Below are 17,529 nucleotides of genomic sequence, written 5' to 3' on the forward strand. Positions count from 1 at the left end.
TCGGTGACTTCGACGCAGGACCGGCAACACCAGGACACCGAGCACAGACCGCGGTCGCCGGAGGTGCCGCATCGCGGGCACGGGCGGTTGCGCGAGGTGCCCCACATCGTCGGTCTCGTCCTGGGCGTGTTCGCCGTCCTGTGCGGATTGTGGAGTATCTCCCCCGGCCTGCGCTTCATCACCCAGGTCCCGCGGCGCTACCTCGACGCCTACTACTTCGACGCCCCCGACACCAGCCTGGTGTGGGCGCTGATCGTCGGCCTGCTGGCCGGCGCCACCGCCAGCCGCAAGCGCGTCGCGTGGTGGCTGCTGGTCGTCTACATGGCGCTGCTGGCGCTGGCCAACGCGCTCGAATTCGCCGACGAGGGCAATATTCACGATCTCGTCGCGCTCGTGGTGCACGCCCTGGTGATCGGCCTGCTGATCGCCGCGTGGTCGGAGTTCTACACCCACGTGCGGCGCGGCGCGGCGTGGCGGGCGCTCGGCGTGCTGGCCGGTGGGCTGGCGATCGGATGCCTGGTCGGCTGGGGACTGGTGGAACTGTTCCCGGGCAACCTGCCGCGAGGCGCCGAACGCCCGCTGTGGGCGATCTCCCGGGTGACGGCGACGATCCTGGTCAGCAACGACAATTTCGACGGTCATCCGCCGCACCTGGTCAACCTGCTGCTCGGCTTCTTCGGTTTCCTCGCCCTGATGGCCGCGGTCGTCGTGCTGTTCCGTTCGCAGCGGGCCGAGAACGCCATGACCGGACCGGACGAGTCGGCGCTGCGCGGGCTGCTGGAACGTTCGGACGTGGAGGATTCGCTCGGCTACTTCGCCACCCGCCGCGACAAGGCGGTGGTGTTCGCGCCGAGCGGCAAGGCGGCGCTCACCTATCGCGTGGAGTTGGGCGTCTGCCTGGCCTCCGGCGATCCGATCGGGGTGCGCGAGGCCTGGCCGCAGGCGATCGACGCCTGGCTGCGGCTGGCCGACCAGTACGGCTGGGCGCCCGCGGTCATGGGCGCGAGCGAACAGGGCGCCACCGCCTACCGGCGCGCGGGTCTCTCGGCCCTGCGCCTGGGCGACGAGGCCATCCTCGACACCCGCTCGTTCTCGCTGGCCGGACCGGAGCTGAAGCAGGTCCGCCAGGCCGGAAACCGGCTGCTCAAGCAGGGCTTCTCGGTGCGCATCCGCCGCCACGGCGAACTCACCCCCGACGAGACCGAGCAGATGATCTCGCGCGCCGACGCCTGGCGCGACACCGAGACCGAACGCGGCTTCTCGATGGCGCTGGGTCGCCTCGGCGATCCGCTGGACGGCTGTTGCCTGCTGGTCGAGGCGGTGGACAAGCAGGGCCGGGTGTGGGGATTGCTGTCGCTGGTGCCGTGGGGGCGCACGGGGGTGTCGCTGGATGTGATGCGACGTGATCCCAAGGGCCCCAACGGGGTCATGGAACTGATGATCTCGCAGCTGGCCCTCAGCTCCGGGCAGTACGGCATCACCCGGGTGTCGCTGAATTTCGCGGTCTTCCGCTCGGTGTTCGAGGAGGGCGGGCGGATCGGGGCCGGGCCCGTGCTGCGGCTGTGGCGCAGTGTGCTGATGTTCTTCTCGCGCTGGTGGCAACTGGAGGCGCTGTACCGGTCCAACGTGAAATACCAGCCGCAGTGGGTGCCGCGGTTCTTCCTGTTCGAGGACCGCCGCCAACTGCCCCGCGTCGCGATGGCCAGCGCGCTGGCCGAGGGCTTCCTGCCGCGCTTCGGCAAGCAACCGGATGCCATGGCGCACACCGGCTTACATTCGGCGGTGCCGCCGATGGTCACCGGCCTGCACGCCGACGGCAGCCCGCCCGAGCTCCCGCCCGCCGAACTCGAGCAGGCCGCGCGGCGGCCCGAACAGGTGCGGGTCCGGATGGACAAGGTGCGGCGGCTGGAGACCGCGGGCGTGGACGCCTATCCGGTCGCCTATCCCCCGACCCACACCGTGGCCGCGGCCCGGCGCTCGCCCAAGGGCACCACGGTGCGAGTGTGCGGGCGGCTGTTACGGATTCGCGACTACGGCGGGGTGATCTTCGCGGTGCTACGCGACTGGTCCGACGACATCCAGCTGGTCATCGATCGCGGCCGGGTGGGCGCCGACCGGGCCACCGATTTCGACGAGTACTTCGATCTCGGCGACCTGATCGAGGTCAGCGGCCAGGTCGGGCACAGCCGCCGCGGCGAGCTGTCGCTGCTGGCCCAGGACTGGCGGATGATCGGCAAGTGCCTGCATCCGCTGCCGGACAAGTGGAAGGGCCTCGCCGATCCCGAGGCGCGGGTGCGGCGGCGCTACGTCGACATGGCGGTCAACACCGAGGCCCGCGAGGTGCTGGCCAAGCGCAGCGCGGTGGTGCGGTCGCTGCGGGACACGTTGCACGGCTGGGGTTTTCTCGAGGTGGAGACGCCGGTGCTGCAGCAGGTGCACGGCGGCGCCAATGCCACGCCGTTCACCACCCACATCAACGCCTACGACCTCGACCTGTATCTGCGCATCGCGCCGGAGCTCTACCTGAAGCGGCTGTGCGTCGGCGGCATGGAGAAGGTGTTCGAGCTGGGCCGGGTGTTCCGCAACGAGGGCGTGGACTACAGCCACAACCCGGAGTTCACGATCCTGGAAGCCTATGAGGCGCACAGCGATTACGAGCGGATGATGCACGCCTGCCGCCAGCTGATCCAGGAGGCGGCGGTGGCCGCCAACGGGAAATGCGTCGCGCTGCGGCCGGGGCCGGACGGCGCCCTGACCGAGGTGGACATCTCCGGCGACTGGCCGGTCAAGACCGTGCACGGCGCCATCTCGGCGGCCATCGGCGAGACGATCGGCCCCGACACCGAGGTGGAACGGCTGCGCACGCTGTGTGACAAGGCCGACGTGCCGTACCAATTCGGCTGGGACGCCGGGCAGATCGTGCTGGAGATGTACGAACACCTGGTCGAGGACCGCACCGAGGAACCCACGTTCTACATCGACTTCCCCACCTCGGTGTCGCCGCTGACCCGCGCCCACCGTGCCATCCCGGGCGTGGCCGAACGCTGGGACCTGGTGGCCTGGGGCGTGGAACTGGGCACCGCCTACAGCGAGCTGACCAATCCGATCGAACAGCGCCGCCGCCTCACCGAGCAGTCGCTGCTTGCCGCCGGCGGCGACCCCGAGGCGATGGAACTGGACGAGGAATTCCTGCAGGCGCTGGAATTCGCCATGCCCCCGACCGGTGGTCTCGGCGTCGGCGTGGACCGGGTGGTCATGCTGATCACCGGCCGCAGCATCCGCGAAACCCTGCCCTTCCCCCTGGTGAAACCGCGGGGCTGAGCCGCCGTGCCCGCTGCCCGCCCGGTACGGCAGAGTAGGACGGGTGCAGCTTGTTCTCGTACGTCATGCCCAGCCGGAGCGGGTGTTCACCACGTCCGGCCCGGCCGATCCGGGGCTCACGGAGTTGGGCGCCGAGCAGGCGGCGCGGGTGCCGGACGTGCTGGCCCGGATGGAGGGCGGCCCGCACCGCGTCACCCGCGTGGTCAGCAGTCCGCAGCGCCGCGCCCGGGCGACGGCCGCTCCGACGGCGGAGAAGCTGGGACTCGCGGTCGAGACCATCGACGACCTCGCCGAGTACGACCGCGACCTGCCCGTGTACATCCCGATCGAGGACGCGCGCCGGGAGTTCCGGGCCACCTACGACCGCATCAAATCCGGGTATCTGCCCGAGCAGATCGACGGCCCGGCGTTCATCGGCCGGGTGCTGGGATCGGTCGATCGGCTCGTCTCGGCCGCCGACCGCTCCGACACGGTGGTCGTCTTCGCGCACGGCGGCGTGATCAATGTGCTGCTGCAGGACGTGCTGGGCCTGGCGCGCCCGCTGACCTTCCCGATCGACTACTGCTCGATCACCCGAATCCTGTACTCGCGCACGGGCACCCGGACCGCGGCGACCGTCAACGAGAACGGGCACGTCTGGGACCTGTTGCCGCGCAATCTCGCCGGCGGGGCCTGAAACTCCCAGGAAACTGCCAGTCGGGTCGGATTCCGGTCTCAGCAACGACCCGTTCGATGGGATCTCGTGGGCCGTGCGCTCGTGGCGGCTCATGTTCCTAGAGAAAGGCATTCCGTTGCTCTCAACCAGGAAGTCAACCCGTTCCCGGCGCGCCGTCGCCCGGGTCGCCGTCGCCGGTGCGCTGGCCGCGGTGCCGATCGCCGCGGTGGCGGTTCCGGCCTTCGCCGACGCGCCCGCGGCCGGCGACGTCGATTGGCCGCAGCACCACGGCGACGGCCATCACCACCGCCACCACGGACCGGGCGAAGGTCCCGGCTGGCCGGGTCCGGGTGGTGGTCCCGGCCCGTTCCACCCCGGCCCCGACGGCCCGCAGCTGCCGCCCACCGGCTCCTTCGGCTGACCACCGCACAGTTCCCGAGACGAGGGCCACTCCGCCACGGAGTGGCCCTTCGTGCGTTGTCGGCCAGCGGGTCGTGTCGGCGGGCGCGAACGCTGTCCGTTCCCAGACGGTTGCCAGGCGGATCGCATTCCCGTCCCAGCCTCCGCGACTTCTATGGGAAGCGTGAACGCCGACCGCGGCGATTCATCTTCCGACAGAAAGAGATTGCGTTGTCGAACACCGCGAATACCTCGTCCACCAAGCCGACCCGCGCTCGCCGCCGGGTGATCCGCGTCGCCGCCGCGGGCGCCCTGGCCGCCGTCTCCCTGACGGCCGTCGCAGTCCCGGCCTTCGCCGCCACCACCGACGCGGACGCGAGCGCCACCTCGATCGCCTGGCAACCGGACGGCCAGCGCCCGCCGGGCGACCAGGACCATCGCAACGACGGTGACCACCGCGGCGACGACCGCCGCGGCGACGACGGCGACAACCGACGACCCGATGCCCCGAACCAGAACCCGTTCCCGGGAGTGCAGCTTCCCTCCACAGGCTCGGCGGGCTAGTTGTGATCGCCACCTAAAGTCATCCCGGCGACGGTTTGTGCGCGGCCACTCGCGGACGAGCGAGGGCCGCTCCCATGGGGAGCGGCCCTCGAAGTTCACGAAACCCGTTGCCGGGCCACGCTCACGCCATTCCGGCGATCCAGTTGTGCATCCAGGTGACGGCGGTCTGGCCGCCACCGACCCGGTAGTTGCCGTAGGAGGTGTGCGCGCCGGACCCGTAGAAGTCCTCGAGCTGCGTCACACGCTGCTTGTTCGAATCCTCGGACAGCTGCGCCTGCAGGGTCGGAATGCCACCGTGCGCCATCAGGTCGCCGATGATCGAGCCCGCCTCCAGCTGGTAGCGCCACATGTTCGCCGCGTTGGCGCCGGACGCCTGCGCCAGGAAACCGGCGAAGCGAGTGACGAAGTCGTTGTCGGCGGTCGCGCAGTACAGGTCGCCCTCGGCGCAGATGGTCCGGACCCGGTCGCTGACGAAACCGAACCCGCCCAGCCGCGGCCCGCTCGCGCCGGCGCCGCCGACGATCGGCCCCACCTGCACATCGGCCGGCGAACGCCGCGGGTCGGAGATCAGCCCGACGCCCGCGATCCGGTCCGGGGACACCACGCCGAGGCCGGTGCCGATCTCGGCGGCGAGATCGCCCGCCGCGTCGGCGCCCTGGCTGTAGCCGACGATCGCGTACCTGGTGGCGGCGCAACGCCCGGCCATGTCGTGGATCAGCCCGCGCGCGCCGTCGATGGCCTGCTTCTTGGAGGCGCCGTAGATGTCGCCCTCCCAGGGGAAGGCCGTCGCCGAATAGGAGACGTAGTCGACGTCGGTGTTACTCGGCAGACCGCGCGTCACCCCGGCCAGCATGCCGGGACCCGTCATGTCCTCGGGCTTGTGTTCACCGGTCTCCCAGGTACCCGGGATGGCGACCACGTACAGGCCCGGGCAACCGGGATCCGCTGCGGCGGAGCCGGTTCCGAGCACGGCGCCGGACACCATGACACCAGACAACACCGCTGCCGCTGCCCCCGCAGCCGCGACCAACTTCTTCAACCGCATACCGCTCCAGTTCAAGCCTGCCCCGGCACGGGGACATTTCGACTTATCTTCGCCGATCATGGTGGCCCCACCGTATTTCCAATCGGTGAACACCGGGCTAACCGCTGCTAAGAATAAGGGGCGCTTACCCAAAGTGCCATTCGGCCACACCAACACGTCCGATTTCCGTCGAATTCGCCCGCGGCACAGAAACGAAAGTGCCCGCGGGCCACGACCCGCGGGCACTTCTCCCGATACTTCGTCAGCGCTGGGCGACCGTCGTCGGCGCGATCGGCGAGGGCAGCGCCGTGTCGCCCTCGAGGAACTTGTCCACCGCCGACGCGGCGGCCCGCCCCTCGGCGATGGCCCACACGATCAGCGACTGGCCGCGGCCCATGTCACCGGCGGCGAACACGCCGGGAACGGTGGTCTGGAACTCGTTGTCACGCTTGACATTGCCGCGCTGGTCGTAGCCGACGCCCAGGTCCTCGAGCAGGCCCGGCTTCTGCGGCCCGGTGAAGCCCATGGCCAGCAGCACCAGATCGGCCTCGAGGGTGAAGTCGGAGCCCTCGATCTTCTCGAAGCGGCCGTTGACCATCTGCACCTCGTGCGCCTGGAGAGCGGTGACCTTGCCCTCCTGGCCGACGAAGCGCTCGGTGTTCACCGAGTACACCCGCTCGCCGCCCTCTTCGTGCGCCGAGGAAACCCGGTACATCAGCGGATAGGTCGGCCACGGCGTGGAATCGGCGCGCTCCTCCGGCGGCCGCGGCATGATCTCGAACTGGTGCACGCTGGCGGCGCCCTGCCGGTGGGAGGTGCCCAGGCAGTCGGCGCCGGTGTCGCCGCCGCCGATGATGACGACCTTCTTACCCCTGGCGTTGATGGGCGGCAGCCCGTCCTCATCGGTGATCGGGTCGCCCAGCTGCACGCGGTTGGACAGCGGCAGGAACTCCATCGCCTGATGGATGCCGTCCAGATCGCGGCCCGGGATCGGCAGATCGCGGGCGATGGTCGAACCGCCGGCGAGCACCACCGCGTCGAACTTCTCGCGCAGCTGCGCGGCGGTGATGTCCACGCCCACGTTCACACCGGCCTTGAAGACGGTGCCCTCGGCCTCCATCTGCGCCAGGCGGCGGTCGATGAAGCGCTTCTCCATCTTGAATTCCGGGATGCCGTAGCGCAGCAGGCCGCCGATGCGGTCGTCGCGCTCGAACACCGTCACCGTGTGCCCGGCCCGGGTGAGCTGCTGGGCCGCGGCCAGACCGGCCGGACCCGAACCCACCACGGCGACCTTCTTACCGGTCAGCCGGGTCGGGTACACCGGGGCCACCCAGCCCTCGTCGAAGGCGTTCTCGATGAGTTCGACCTCGACCTGCTTGATGGTCACCGGGTCCTGATTGATGCCGAGCACGCACGACGACTCGCACGGCGCCGGGCACAGCCGCCCGGTGAACTCCGGGAAGTTGTTGGTGGCGTGCAGGCGATCGATGCCCTCGCGCCAATTGCCCCGGTACACCAGGTCGTTCCACTCGGGAATCAGGTTGCCCAGCGGGCACCCGTTGTGGCAGAACGGGATTCCGCAGTCCATGCAGCGGCTGGCCTGGGTCTGCAGGGTCTCGTGCGGGAAACCCTCCTTGTAGACCTCTTTCCAGTCCATCAGCCGCAACGGAACCGGCCGCCGCTCGGGCAGCTCCCGCTTCGTGTGCTTCAGAAATCCTTGTGCGTCACCCATGAACGGCCTCTGACCTCCGCGCCTGTCCGGCGCACCCAACAAATCCGGTGCGTCTCATCTCAGCCACGGGCGGCCTCCATGATTGCTTCATCTACATTCCGGCCGGCCTTCTCAGCCTCGGAGATAGCCAGCAGTACCTTCTTGTAGTCGCGCGGCATAACCTTCACGAAGTGGTTCACCTGCTGCGACCAGTCACCCAGAATCCGCTCCGCGACGGCCGATCCGGTCTCGTCGCGGTGCCGGGTGATGATGTCGCGCAGCCACGTGAAGTCGTCGCCCGACAGCGCCTCGACCGCGTCGGCCTGCTCGGCGTTGAGATGATCGCCGAACTTGCCCTCCGGGTCGTAGACGAAGGCGATGCCGCCCGACATACCGGCGCCGAAGTTGCGCCCGGTCTCGCCGAGGATGACCACCCGGCCACCGGTCATGTACTCACAGCCGTGGTCGCCCACGCCCTCCACGACCGCCGTGGCGCCCGAGTTGCGCACCGCGAACCGCTCCCCGACCACACCGCGGATGAACGCCTGGCCGTTGGTGGCGCCGAACAGGATCACGTTGCCCGCGATGATGTTCTCCTCGGCGACGAACGCCGCCGGGGCGTTCAGCGGGGGCCGCACCACCAGGTGGCCGCCCGAAAGACCCTTGCCGACATAGTCGTTCGCGTCGCCGAACACCCGCAGCGTGATGCCCGCCGGGACGAACGCGCCGAAGCTGTTGCCCGCCGAACCGGTGAAGGTGATGTCGATGGTGTCGTCGGGCAGGCCCGCGCCGCCGTAGAGCTTGGTCACCTCGTGGCCGAGCATGGTGCCGACGGTGCGGTTCACGTTCGTGATCTTGGTTTCGAACTTGACCGGCTTGCCGCGCTCCAGCGCGTCGGCGGACTGGGCGATGAGCTGGTTGTCCAGCGCCTTGTCCAGGCCGTGGTCCTGCTCCTTGGTGCGGCGGCGGTCCTGGTACATGAACGCCGTCTCGACATCGTCGAGGATCGGCGACAGGTCCAGCTTGGCCGCCTTCCAGTGCTCCTTGGCCTGCGTGGTGTCGAGCAGGTCGACCCGGCCGATGGCCTCGTCCAGGGTGCGGAAGCCCAGCGAGGCCAGCAACTCGCGCACCTCCTCGGCAATGAACAGCATGAAGTTCTCGACGAACTCCGGCTTGCCCGAGAAGCGCTGGCGCAGCACGGGATTCTGCGTCGCCACGCCCACCGGACAGGTGTCGAGGTGGCACACGCGCATCATGATGCAGCCCGACACCACCAGCGGCGCGGTCGCGAAGCCGTACTCCTCGGCGCCGAGCAGCGCGGCGATCATGACGTCGCGGCCGGTCTTCATCTGACCGTCGACCTGCACCACGATGCGGTCGCGCAGGCCGTTGAGCAGCAGCGTCTGCTGGGTCTCGGCGAGGCCGAGTTCCCACGGACCGCCCGCGTGCTTGAGCGAGGTAAGCGGCGAGGCGCCGGTGCCGCCGTCGTGACCGGAGATGAGCACCACGTCGGCGTGCGCCTTGGAGACGCCCGCGGCGACCGTGCCGACGCCCGGCTCGGCGACCAGTTTCACGTGAATCCGCGCCTGCGGGTTCGCGTTCTTCAGGTCGTGGATCAGCTGGGCGAGATCCTCGATCGAGTAAATGTCGTGGTGCGGCGGCGGGGAGATCAGGCCGACGCCCGGCGTCGAGTGCCGCACCTCGGCGACCCACGGGTACACCTTGTGCGCCGGGAGCTGGCCGCCCTCACCGGGCTTGGCGCCCTGCGCCATCTTGATCTGGATGTCGGTGCAGTTGGTCAGGTAGTGCGCGGTCACGCCGAAGCGGCCGGAGGCCACCTGCTTGATCGCGCTGCGCCGCCAGTCGCCGTTCTCCTCCGGCTCGAAGCGGGCCGGGGACTCGCCGCCCTCGCCCGAGTTCGAGCGGCCGCCGAGCCGGTTCATCGCGATCGCGAGGGTCTCGTGCGCCTCGGCGGAGATCGAGCCGTAGCTCATCGCGCCGGTGGAGAACCGCTTGGCGATATCGCGGGCCGACTCCACCTCCTCGATCGGGATGGCATGGCGGCCTTCGGACTTGAACTTGAACAGGCCGCGCAGCGAGGCCAGCCGCTCGGACTGGTCGTCGACCAGCCGGGTGTACTCCTTGAAGATCTTGTACTGCCCGGTGCGGGTGGCGTGCTGCAGCTTGAACACCGTGTCCGGGTTGAACAGGTGGTACTCGCCCTCGCGCCGCCACTGGTACTCGCCGCCCACCTCGAGTTCGCGGTGCGCGCGCTCGTTGCGGTTCTCCAGGAACGCCACCCGGTGCCGGGCCGCGACCTCGCCGGCGATCTCGTCCAGGCCGATGCCGTTCAGCGGCGAGTTCAGCCCGGTGAAGTACTGATCGCACAGCTCCTGCGACAGGCCGACGACCTGGAACAGCTGCGCGCCGCGGTAGGAGGCGATGGTGGAGATGCCCATCTTGGACATCACCTTCAGCACGCCCTTGCCGGCGCCCTTGATGTAGTTCTTGACCGCGGTGTCGTAGTCGACGGCCAGATCGCCGGTGCTGCCGGGCATCTGGAGCGCGTTGCGCTCGAGCATGTCCTCGATCGACTCGAAGGCCATGTACGGGTTGATCGCGGCCGCGCCGAAGCCGACCAGCATGGCCATGTGGTGCACCTCGCGGGCGTCACCGGCCTCCACGACCAGCCCGACCTTGGTGCGGGTGCGCTCGCGGACGAGGTGGTGGTGCACCGACGCGGTGAGCAGCAGCGACGGGATCGGCGCCAGCTTCTCGTTGGACTCCCGGTCGGACAGCACGATGATGCGCGCGCCGCCGTCGATGGCGGTCGACACCTGCTCGTTGATCGCCTGCAGCGCCTTGCGCAGGCCCTTGCCGCCCTTCTTCACCGGGTACAGGCCGTGCACCACGACCGAGCGCAGCCCGGGATGCGAGCCGTCGTCGTTGATGTGGACGAGCTTGGACAGCTCGTCGTTGTCCAGAATCGGCGAGGTCAGCGTGATCTGGCGACAGGAGTCCGGGCTGGGGTGCAGCAGGTCGGCCTCCGGGCCGATCATGCTGCGCAGGCTGGTGACGATCTCCTCGCGGATGGCGTCCAGCGGCGGGTTGGTGACCTGCGCGAACAGCTGCGAGAAGTAGTCGAACAGCAGCCGCGGCCGGGCCGACAGCACCGCGATCGGGGTGTCGGTGCCCATCGAGCCGAGCGCCTCGCCGCCGGTCTTGGCCATCGGCGAGATCAGCAGGCTCAGTTCCTCGGTGGTGTATCCGAAGATCTGCTGCCGGATCAGGACGCGGTCGTGCGACATGTGCACGTGCGGGCGGTCGGGCAGGTCCGACAGCTTGGTCGGGCCGTCGTCCAGCCATTCCTGGTACGGGTGCTCGCCGGCGAGCTGGGTCTTGATCTCCTCGTCGCCGATGATGCGGCCCTGCGAGGTGTCGACCAGGAACATCCGGCCCGGCTGCAGGCGGACCTTCTTGATCACCTTGGACGGCTCGATGTCCAGCACGCCGACCTCGGAGGCCATCACGACCAGGCCGTCGTCGGTCACCCAGACGCGCGAGGGGCGCAGGCCGTTGCGGTCGAGCACGGCGCCGATGACGGTGCCGTCGGAGAAGCACACCGAGGCCGGGCCGTCCCACGGCTCCATCAGGAACGAGTGATAGCGGTAGAACGCGCGCCGGGCCGGATCCATCGACTCGGCCCGCTCCCAGGCCTCGGGGATCATCATCAGCACGGCGTGCGGCAGGCTGCGGCCGCCGAGGTGCAGCAGTTCCAGCACCTCGTCGAAGCGCGCGGTGTCCGAGGCGCCCGGGGTACACACCGGGAAGATCTTCTCCAGGCGGTTGCGGCCCTCGTGGTCGGTGCCGAACGCGTCGGAGTTCAGCAGGGCCTCGCGGGCCCGCATCCAGTTCTCGTTGCCGGTGACGGTGTTGATCTCACCGTTGTGCGCGACGCGCCGGAACGGGTGCGCCAGCGGCCAGGACGGGAAGGTGTTGGTGGAGAAGCGGGAGTGCACGATGCCGAGCGCCGATTCCACCCGGTCGTCCTGCAGATCCAGGTAGAACGCGCGCAGCTGCGGCGTGGTGAACATGCCCTTGTAGATGAAGGTCTGCCCGGACAGGCTCGGGAAGTACACGGTCTCGCGGCCGACCGCGCCTTCGCCGGGACCCTGCTTGCCGAGTTCGTGCTCGACGCGCTTGCGCACCACGTAGGCGCGGCGCTCCAGGTCCATGCCCGTCAGCTGCTCGGCCCCCTCGGGCGGCGAGGCGATGAACAGCTGCCGGAAGGTCGGCATGGCGTCGCGTGCCAGCGCGCCCAGCGACGACTCGTCGATGGGCACCTCGCGCCAGCCGAGGACGGCCAGGCCCTCTTCCTTGACGATCTTCTCGACGTGGTAGCGCGCGCGGGCCGCCTCCCGGCGGGCCTGCGGCAGGAAGGCGATACCGGTGGCGTAGGAGCCCACGGCGGGCAGCTCGAAGTCCACTACGGCACGGAAGAACTTGTCCGGGACCTGGATCAGGATGCCCGCGCCGTCGCCCGAGTTGGGCTCGGCGCCCGCGGCGCCGCGGTGCTCCAGGTTCAGCAGCGCCGTGATCGCCTTGTCGACGATGTCGCGGCTGCGGCGGCCGTGCATGTCGACGACGAACGCGACACCACAGGCGTCGTGTTCGTACGCCGGGTCGTAGAGACCGGTGGGTCCCGGGTTGCGGTGCGACCCAGTGCGCCCCGCGGGCCGGTGGCCAGGAAGTTGCGTCATGCCTCTGCCTTCAAGAAAATCAGGCCTTCGATGAAATCGGGCCTTCGTCGAACGCCTCCGTCTAGACTGCGCCCGGACGTTTCGGAGACCAGCGGCGCTGATGGTCATCCCGTGCAGTCAACTCTCCAGTTGTCCTACCCGCTTCGATGTCGTAGCCGGGTGCTCGGCGGTAACGGAACTCTGACGTGTTCCATGCCGCCGCGCCGTTATCGCCCGTTGGGCTGTCGTCACGGCTTGTGGCCGAATCGGGCGATGTAGTCGGACATTTCGTGCCCGACATAAGAGCAAACGATAAGTCAGGACCTGAGCCCAACCAACTTAGGTTGTGCTAATAACGGCGTCTACCTGGGCTTCTTCATCGGTCCTCCACTACCTGCGCGTTCTCCAGTGTAAAGCAGGGTTGGATGATCACTGAGTCGTGTATGCCACTGTTCGCCATCGTCGCGCCGGTCCGCTCGCCGAGCCTGCACGTACGCCGCAAGATGCCCTCTTACCTGCATCAACAGAGAATTCCCACGGCCCGGTACGGACAAACCGATTGTAAGACGGCTAACTTCCCGGACACCCCGCGGAGACGTTCCGGATACGCAGGCAGCGGGCTGACGGCTGCGTTCAGACCGTACGGCTTCGTTTCCTTGATGTGTAGTTCAGCACAGTTTCAGCAAACATTGTTCAGTGTGGTTTCTCACACCCTCGGCCGAGGGGACTCGAGCGCAGGTCAGCGGCACAATGCGGCGGACGCGCGGGCGAGTGCCGCGGCGTGCAGGACGTCGACCTCACCCGAGGTCACCACCGGGGCGACGGCCGCCGCCAACCGCTGGGCGCAGGCCGGGCCGGACAGCGTCGCCCGCACGGCCGCCAGCTGTCCGAGGATCTCGCCGTTCACCCGGTCGATCACCGGACGCACCGCGGCGAGGTCGGGAGCGGTGGCGGGCGCGGCGCCCGGCTGGAAACGCCACTCGGCGTGCAGGCCGCGCTGCACGAGTTTGTTGGCCTCGATCTGACCCTGGAAAACCTGCCGCACCCACGATTCGGGCAGGTCGAGCCGGGCGCCCGCGGTGGCCATCGAGTCGTAGACCTCCGCCTCCCGCGCCGGGTCGTCGATCACGGGCGGCTGCCCGGTGCGGGTGGCGGTCGACCACTTGGCGGCGGCCACCGCGTCGGCTGTGTTCAGGCGCTCGAGCACCAGGTTCACGAGTGGATCCGGCGCGGCTGTCGGGACCTCGGCCGCGGCCACCGGCAGCGTCCGCTCCCCCGTCACCGGCAGCGCATCGACCGAGACCACTCCGAGCGACAACGCCACAGCCAGCGCGAAAACAGTGCCGCGCATCCCGACCACCTCCTGGTCCGTGGGCCCGGGAACCGCTTCCCGGCCGAAACATCCTGTCGTTCCCGGGGATTCGCGCCCTCGCCGCGCGGATGATCTGTGAGGCTGACCACATCCCCGGTGCCGTGCTCGGTAGAACTCGCCCCAGCCTGTCACGCTGAGACCACGAATGCGCGACAATTTCGGCGAGCCTCGGAAACGCCTGGGACCCAGAGGAATGTGAGCTCCCATGACCGACCCCCGCGTCCCTGACCAGCCCGATTCCGGTAACCGTACCTTCGGTCGGGCCGCGGCAGCGGTACCGACCTGGTTCGGCGGCGCCGGAGCGGAGGTCGTCGACCGGCACGAACACGGCGGCTACGCGGTCGGCGGCGTCGCGGTACTGCTGTTCGCCGTGGTTTCCACCGCGGCGGTGACGGCGGCCACCGTGGCGGCGCACTGGCCACCGCTCCTCGTGGTGTTCGCGGCGCTGATCGTGCTGCCGCTGGTCGCGTTCGGCGCGCGGGCGCTGGCCACGGTGACCGCGCCGCGCCGCGGGGCCGGCGAACTGATCGGTCGCGTCGCGGTCGCCGTGCTGGCCGGTGTGGTGGTCGCCGAGTTGGCGAGCACCGTGCTGCTGGCCGGCACCGTGAACCGGGTGCTGGACGAAAAGGCAAGGCGCGAGGGCGAATCCGCGCCCGCCGTAGTGGCCACCCGCACCGAACTGGAGCAGGCGCGCACGGAACGGGCCGGCCTGGATCAGGCCGTCGCCAAGGCGCAGGGCGATATCGAGCAGTCGCTGGTGATCGCCCGCTGCGAATACAACCCGACACCGGAGTGCCCGCAGACGAAGATCACCGGTGTGCCGGGCCGCGGGCCCGAATCGCAGACCGCCGAGGACATGCTCACCGACGCTCGGGCGCGGCTGGCCGCGGCGCAGGCGCGGGTGCAGCCGCTCGACGCGCGGGTCACGGAGCGGCAGCGGGCGCTGGACAGCGCCCGCTCCGACGCCTTCGACACCGGGGACCGCGGGCTCGGCGCGCGCTGGCTGGCCATGCACGACTACACCACCGGTCACGCCGGTGGTCTGCTGCTGCGCCTGGCAACCATCCTGGTGGCCGTGGCGCTGGCCCTGCTGCCGCTGCTGCTGCGCTGGTGGCGCGGGGAAACGTCGTTCGAGCGGCGCATCGCGGCGCGAGCCGTGGCCGACCGGGCCGAGCAGCACGCCGCGGCCGCCATCGCGGTGAAGCGCGCCGAGGTACGCACCGAGGCCGAAAACCTGCGTGCGGACCAGGAATTGGCCGCCGCCCGGCTGACCGCGCACGCCGACACCGCCATCGACCGCGAACAGCAGCGCAGGCGCATCATCGCCGCCATCGGCAATTTCGAGCTCGGTGTCACCGAACCCGCGCGCCGGGCGGTCGCCGATTTCGAATCGCTCGCGGCACTCCCCGCCGCCGAATCGACCGACCCCGCGCCCCAGGAGGGGAATGTGACACCACCGCGCAATCTGCCCGCCCAGCGCACGTCCGATGCGCTCGCACCGGCCGAGTCCGGGGACCGGGCGCCGGAGAAAAGCCGTGGCGGACTGGAACTTCCGGTGATCGGCACCGTGCCGTTCAGCGATACCGCGGCCCGGTGGATCCGCCCGCTGGTGCCGTCCTTCGTCACCAGCGCCGTGGATACCGCCACGCACCCGTTGCGCACGGTCCGGCAGGTCTTCGAGGAGGCCGAGGAGATCACCTTCACGCTGCGGCGCACCCGCAAGGTCACCGTGCACTCCGACGAGTCCGGCGCTCCGGGGACGCCGCAGTATGCCCAGCAGGTGGTCGACGCGCAGGACCCTCGTCATGCCGCGCTGTCCACCGCCCAGTCGTCCCCGGCCTACAGCCTGGGCACGACCGACCGGCAGGACGCCCTGTCATCGCGCACAGGCAACCCCGAACTGGAATACCGCGGGCCCCGGCAATTGCCTCCCGCCGCCGACAAGAACTGACCGCCCCGCCCCGGCCGGTTTGCCGAATGTTTCACGTAGAACATGTAAACCGCCTGGTCCCAACGGTTTCCGGCCGACCGGCACGGTGACCGGTCAGCCGCGGACGGCGATGGCATCCACCTCGAACCGCAGGTAAGGCACGATCGACCTGCGTGGCGAAGCGTCCGACGACGCTCATGCCCGAACAGTGACATCCGCCCGGCCGCGCGACTCGCGCGTGCCGGCGGCCCGCGCGGTGGGCATGCGGTACGCGACGACCGCCGCCACCAGCAGGATCACCGCGGTCGCGAGTGCGGCCCAATGGATTCCGGCGACGAACGACTCGCGCGCCGAATTCAGCAGGGCCGCGGCGGCCTCGTCGGGCAGCCCGCTCGCGGTGTCCACCGCGCCGCCGAGCGACTCCCGCGCGGCCGACAGCTGCGCCGCGGGCACCCGCGACACGTCCACGCCGTGCCGGAACACCGACATCACCACGCTGCCGAGCGCCGCGACACCGAGCGCGATACCGGCCTCGTACGCCGTCTCCGAGACGGCGGCCGCCGCACCGGCGCGTTCGGCCGGGGCGGACCCGACCACCAGATCCGACGACACCGTCAGCGCCACACCGACACCCGCGCCGATCAGCAGGAAGCCCACGACGAACGCGGTGACCCCCGCCGCCGGATCCGCACTCAGCCCGACGAACAGCGCCGCGCCGAGGGCGGCCACCACCAGCGCGCCCGCGAGCACCCGGCCCGGCTGCCACACCCGCACCAGCCACGCCGACATCAGCGCCGACACCATACTGGCGAGCATCCCCGGCATCAGGTGCAATCCGGCGTCCAGGGGCGAGCGGCCCTGCACCAGCTGCAGATACTGCGAACCGAAGAACAGCACACCGGCGAGCGCGAACACCGCGAGCAGGCTGGTCAGCACCGCCGTACGGAAGCGCGGCAGCGCGAACAGCCCGAGATCCAGCATCGGATCGGCGAGACGGCGCTGCCTGCGCACGAACAGCACGCCGGCGAGCACACCGGCCGCCGCGACGCCCAGCACGACCGGGCGCGCGCCGTGCGCGGCGGTCTCCTTGACCGCGTACACCACCGGCACCAGCGCCAGCATCGACAATCCCGCGCTGGCCAGGTCGAACCGGCCCGGATTCGGGTCCTTCGACTCCGGCACGAGCAGCGGTCCCAGCGCCACCAGCACCAACATGACCGGCACGTTGATCAGGAACACCGAGCCCCACCAGAAGTGCTCGAGCAGCCAGCCACCCAGCACCGGGCCCAAGGCCGCACCGCCGGTCGCGGCCGCACTCCAGACCGCGATCGCGGTGGTGCGCTGCCGCGCGTCGGTGAACATCGCCCGGATCAGGCCCAGGGTCGCCGGCATCAGCGTGGCGCCGGCGACGCCCTGCAGCACGCGGGCGGCGATCAGCATCTCCGGGCTCACCGACCACGCGGCGAGCACCGAGGCCACGCCGAATCCCGCCGCGCCGAGCAGCAACAGCCGACGACGACCGATGCGGTCACCGAGCACGCCCATCGTGACCAGCAGACCCGCCAGCACGAACGAGTACACGTCGATGATCCACAGCAGCTGCGGCGTGGTCGGGGCCAGATGAGCGCTGATCGCGGGGACGGCGATGTCCAGCACGGTCGCGTCCACCGAGATGAGCAGCAGCGCGAGCACCAGAACGCCGAGCCCGGCCCAGTCGCGGGCGGCGGCCCGGTGCGGGAGCGCGGTGCCGTCGTGGGTGTTCATGATCCTTACTCCATGGTCGATTTTCTTACCGTCCGGACGGTACAGTATCA

Annotated in this window: 10 protein-coding genes; 5 read left to right on the forward strand and 5 right to left on the reverse strand. The window is 69.8% G+C overall.

What is annotated here, in order from left to right; genetic code table 11:
* Nucleotides 1–3: 3 nt before the first annotated feature.
* The 4 genes from lysX to ACFMRZ_RS22175 all read left to right on the forward strand — a co-directional run bounded on the left by lysX (nucleotide 4) and on the right by ACFMRZ_RS22175 (nucleotide 4,939).
* Complete coding sequence (gene lysX / locus ACFMRZ_RS22160) at nucleotides 4–3,321, forward strand: bifunctional lysylphosphatidylglycerol synthetase/lysine--tRNA ligase LysX (protein WP_400180590.1); 3,318 nt, start codon at nucleotides 4–6, stop codon at nucleotides 3,319–3,321.
* A gap of 43 nt (nucleotides 3,322–3,364) precedes the next feature.
* The gene (locus ACFMRZ_RS22165; protein WP_400180591.1) at nucleotides 3,365–3,997 is read left to right on the forward strand and encodes a histidine phosphatase family protein; all 633 of its coding nucleotides are present in this window, start codon (nucleotides 3,365–3,367) and stop codon (nucleotides 3,995–3,997) included.
* A 115-nt stretch (nucleotides 3,998–4,112) separates the two neighbouring features.
* Complete coding sequence (locus tag ACFMRZ_RS22170; RefSeq protein WP_400180592.1) at nucleotides 4,113–4,397, forward strand: hypothetical protein; 285 nt, start codon at nucleotides 4,113–4,115, stop codon at nucleotides 4,395–4,397.
* A gap of 209 nt (nucleotides 4,398–4,606) precedes the next feature.
* A complete protein-coding gene (locus ACFMRZ_RS22175) occupies nucleotides 4,607–4,939 on the forward strand; it encodes a hypothetical protein (protein WP_400180593.1) in 333 nt (110 codons plus the stop codon).
* 121 nt (nucleotides 4,940–5,060) lie between these two features.
* On the opposite strand, the gene ACFMRZ_RS22180 is transcribed toward ACFMRZ_RS22175, so the two are convergent.
* The 4 genes from ACFMRZ_RS22180 to aroQ all read right to left on the reverse strand — a co-directional run bounded on the left by ACFMRZ_RS22180 (nucleotide 5,061) and on the right by aroQ (nucleotide 13,764).
* Entirely contained in the window at nucleotides 5,061–5,984 is a 924-nt protein-coding gene (locus tag ACFMRZ_RS22180) for a cutinase family protein (protein WP_280271599.1), read from the reverse strand.
* Nucleotides 5,985–6,225: 241 nt separating this feature from the next.
* On the reverse strand, nucleotides 6,226–7,695 hold the full coding sequence (locus tag ACFMRZ_RS22185) for a glutamate synthase subunit beta (RefSeq protein WP_400180594.1): 1,470 nt from the start codon (nucleotides 7,693–7,695) through the stop codon (nucleotides 6,226–6,228).
* Nucleotides 7,696–7,754: 59 nt separating this feature from the next.
* Entirely contained in the window at nucleotides 7,755–12,434 is a 4,680-nt protein-coding gene (gltB, locus tag ACFMRZ_RS22190; protein WP_400180595.1) for a glutamate synthase large subunit, read from the reverse strand.
* Nucleotides 12,435–13,152: 718 nt separating this feature from the next.
* Nucleotides 13,153–13,764 (reverse strand): gamma subclass chorismate mutase AroQ, encoded by a 612-nt coding sequence (gene aroQ / locus ACFMRZ_RS22195; protein ID WP_400180596.1) that lies wholly within the window; start codon nucleotides 13,762–13,764, stop codon nucleotides 13,153–13,155.
* A 226-nt stretch (nucleotides 13,765–13,990) separates the two neighbouring features.
* Here aroQ and ACFMRZ_RS22200 point away from each other — a divergent pair, with 226 nt between their 5' ends.
* On the forward strand, nucleotides 13,991–15,736 hold the full coding sequence (locus ACFMRZ_RS22200; protein WP_400180597.1) for a DUF4407 domain-containing protein: 1,746 nt from the start codon (nucleotides 13,991–13,993) through the stop codon (nucleotides 15,734–15,736).
* Nucleotides 15,737–15,910: 174 nt separating this feature from the next.
* Here the strand turns inward: ACFMRZ_RS22200 and ACFMRZ_RS22205 are convergent, their stop codons facing one another.
* Nucleotides 15,911–17,479: an MFS transporter gene (locus ACFMRZ_RS22205; RefSeq protein WP_400180598.1), complete on the reverse strand. Its 1,569-nt coding sequence runs from the start codon at nucleotides 17,477–17,479 to the stop codon at nucleotides 15,911–15,913.
* Nucleotides 17,480–17,529: the final 50 nt, after the last annotated feature.

The organism is Nocardia sp. N2S4-5 (assembly GCF_044628355.1).
GTDB classification, from domain to species: domain Bacteria; phylum Actinomycetota; class Actinomycetes; order Mycobacteriales; family Mycobacteriaceae; genus Nocardia; species Nocardia wallacei_B.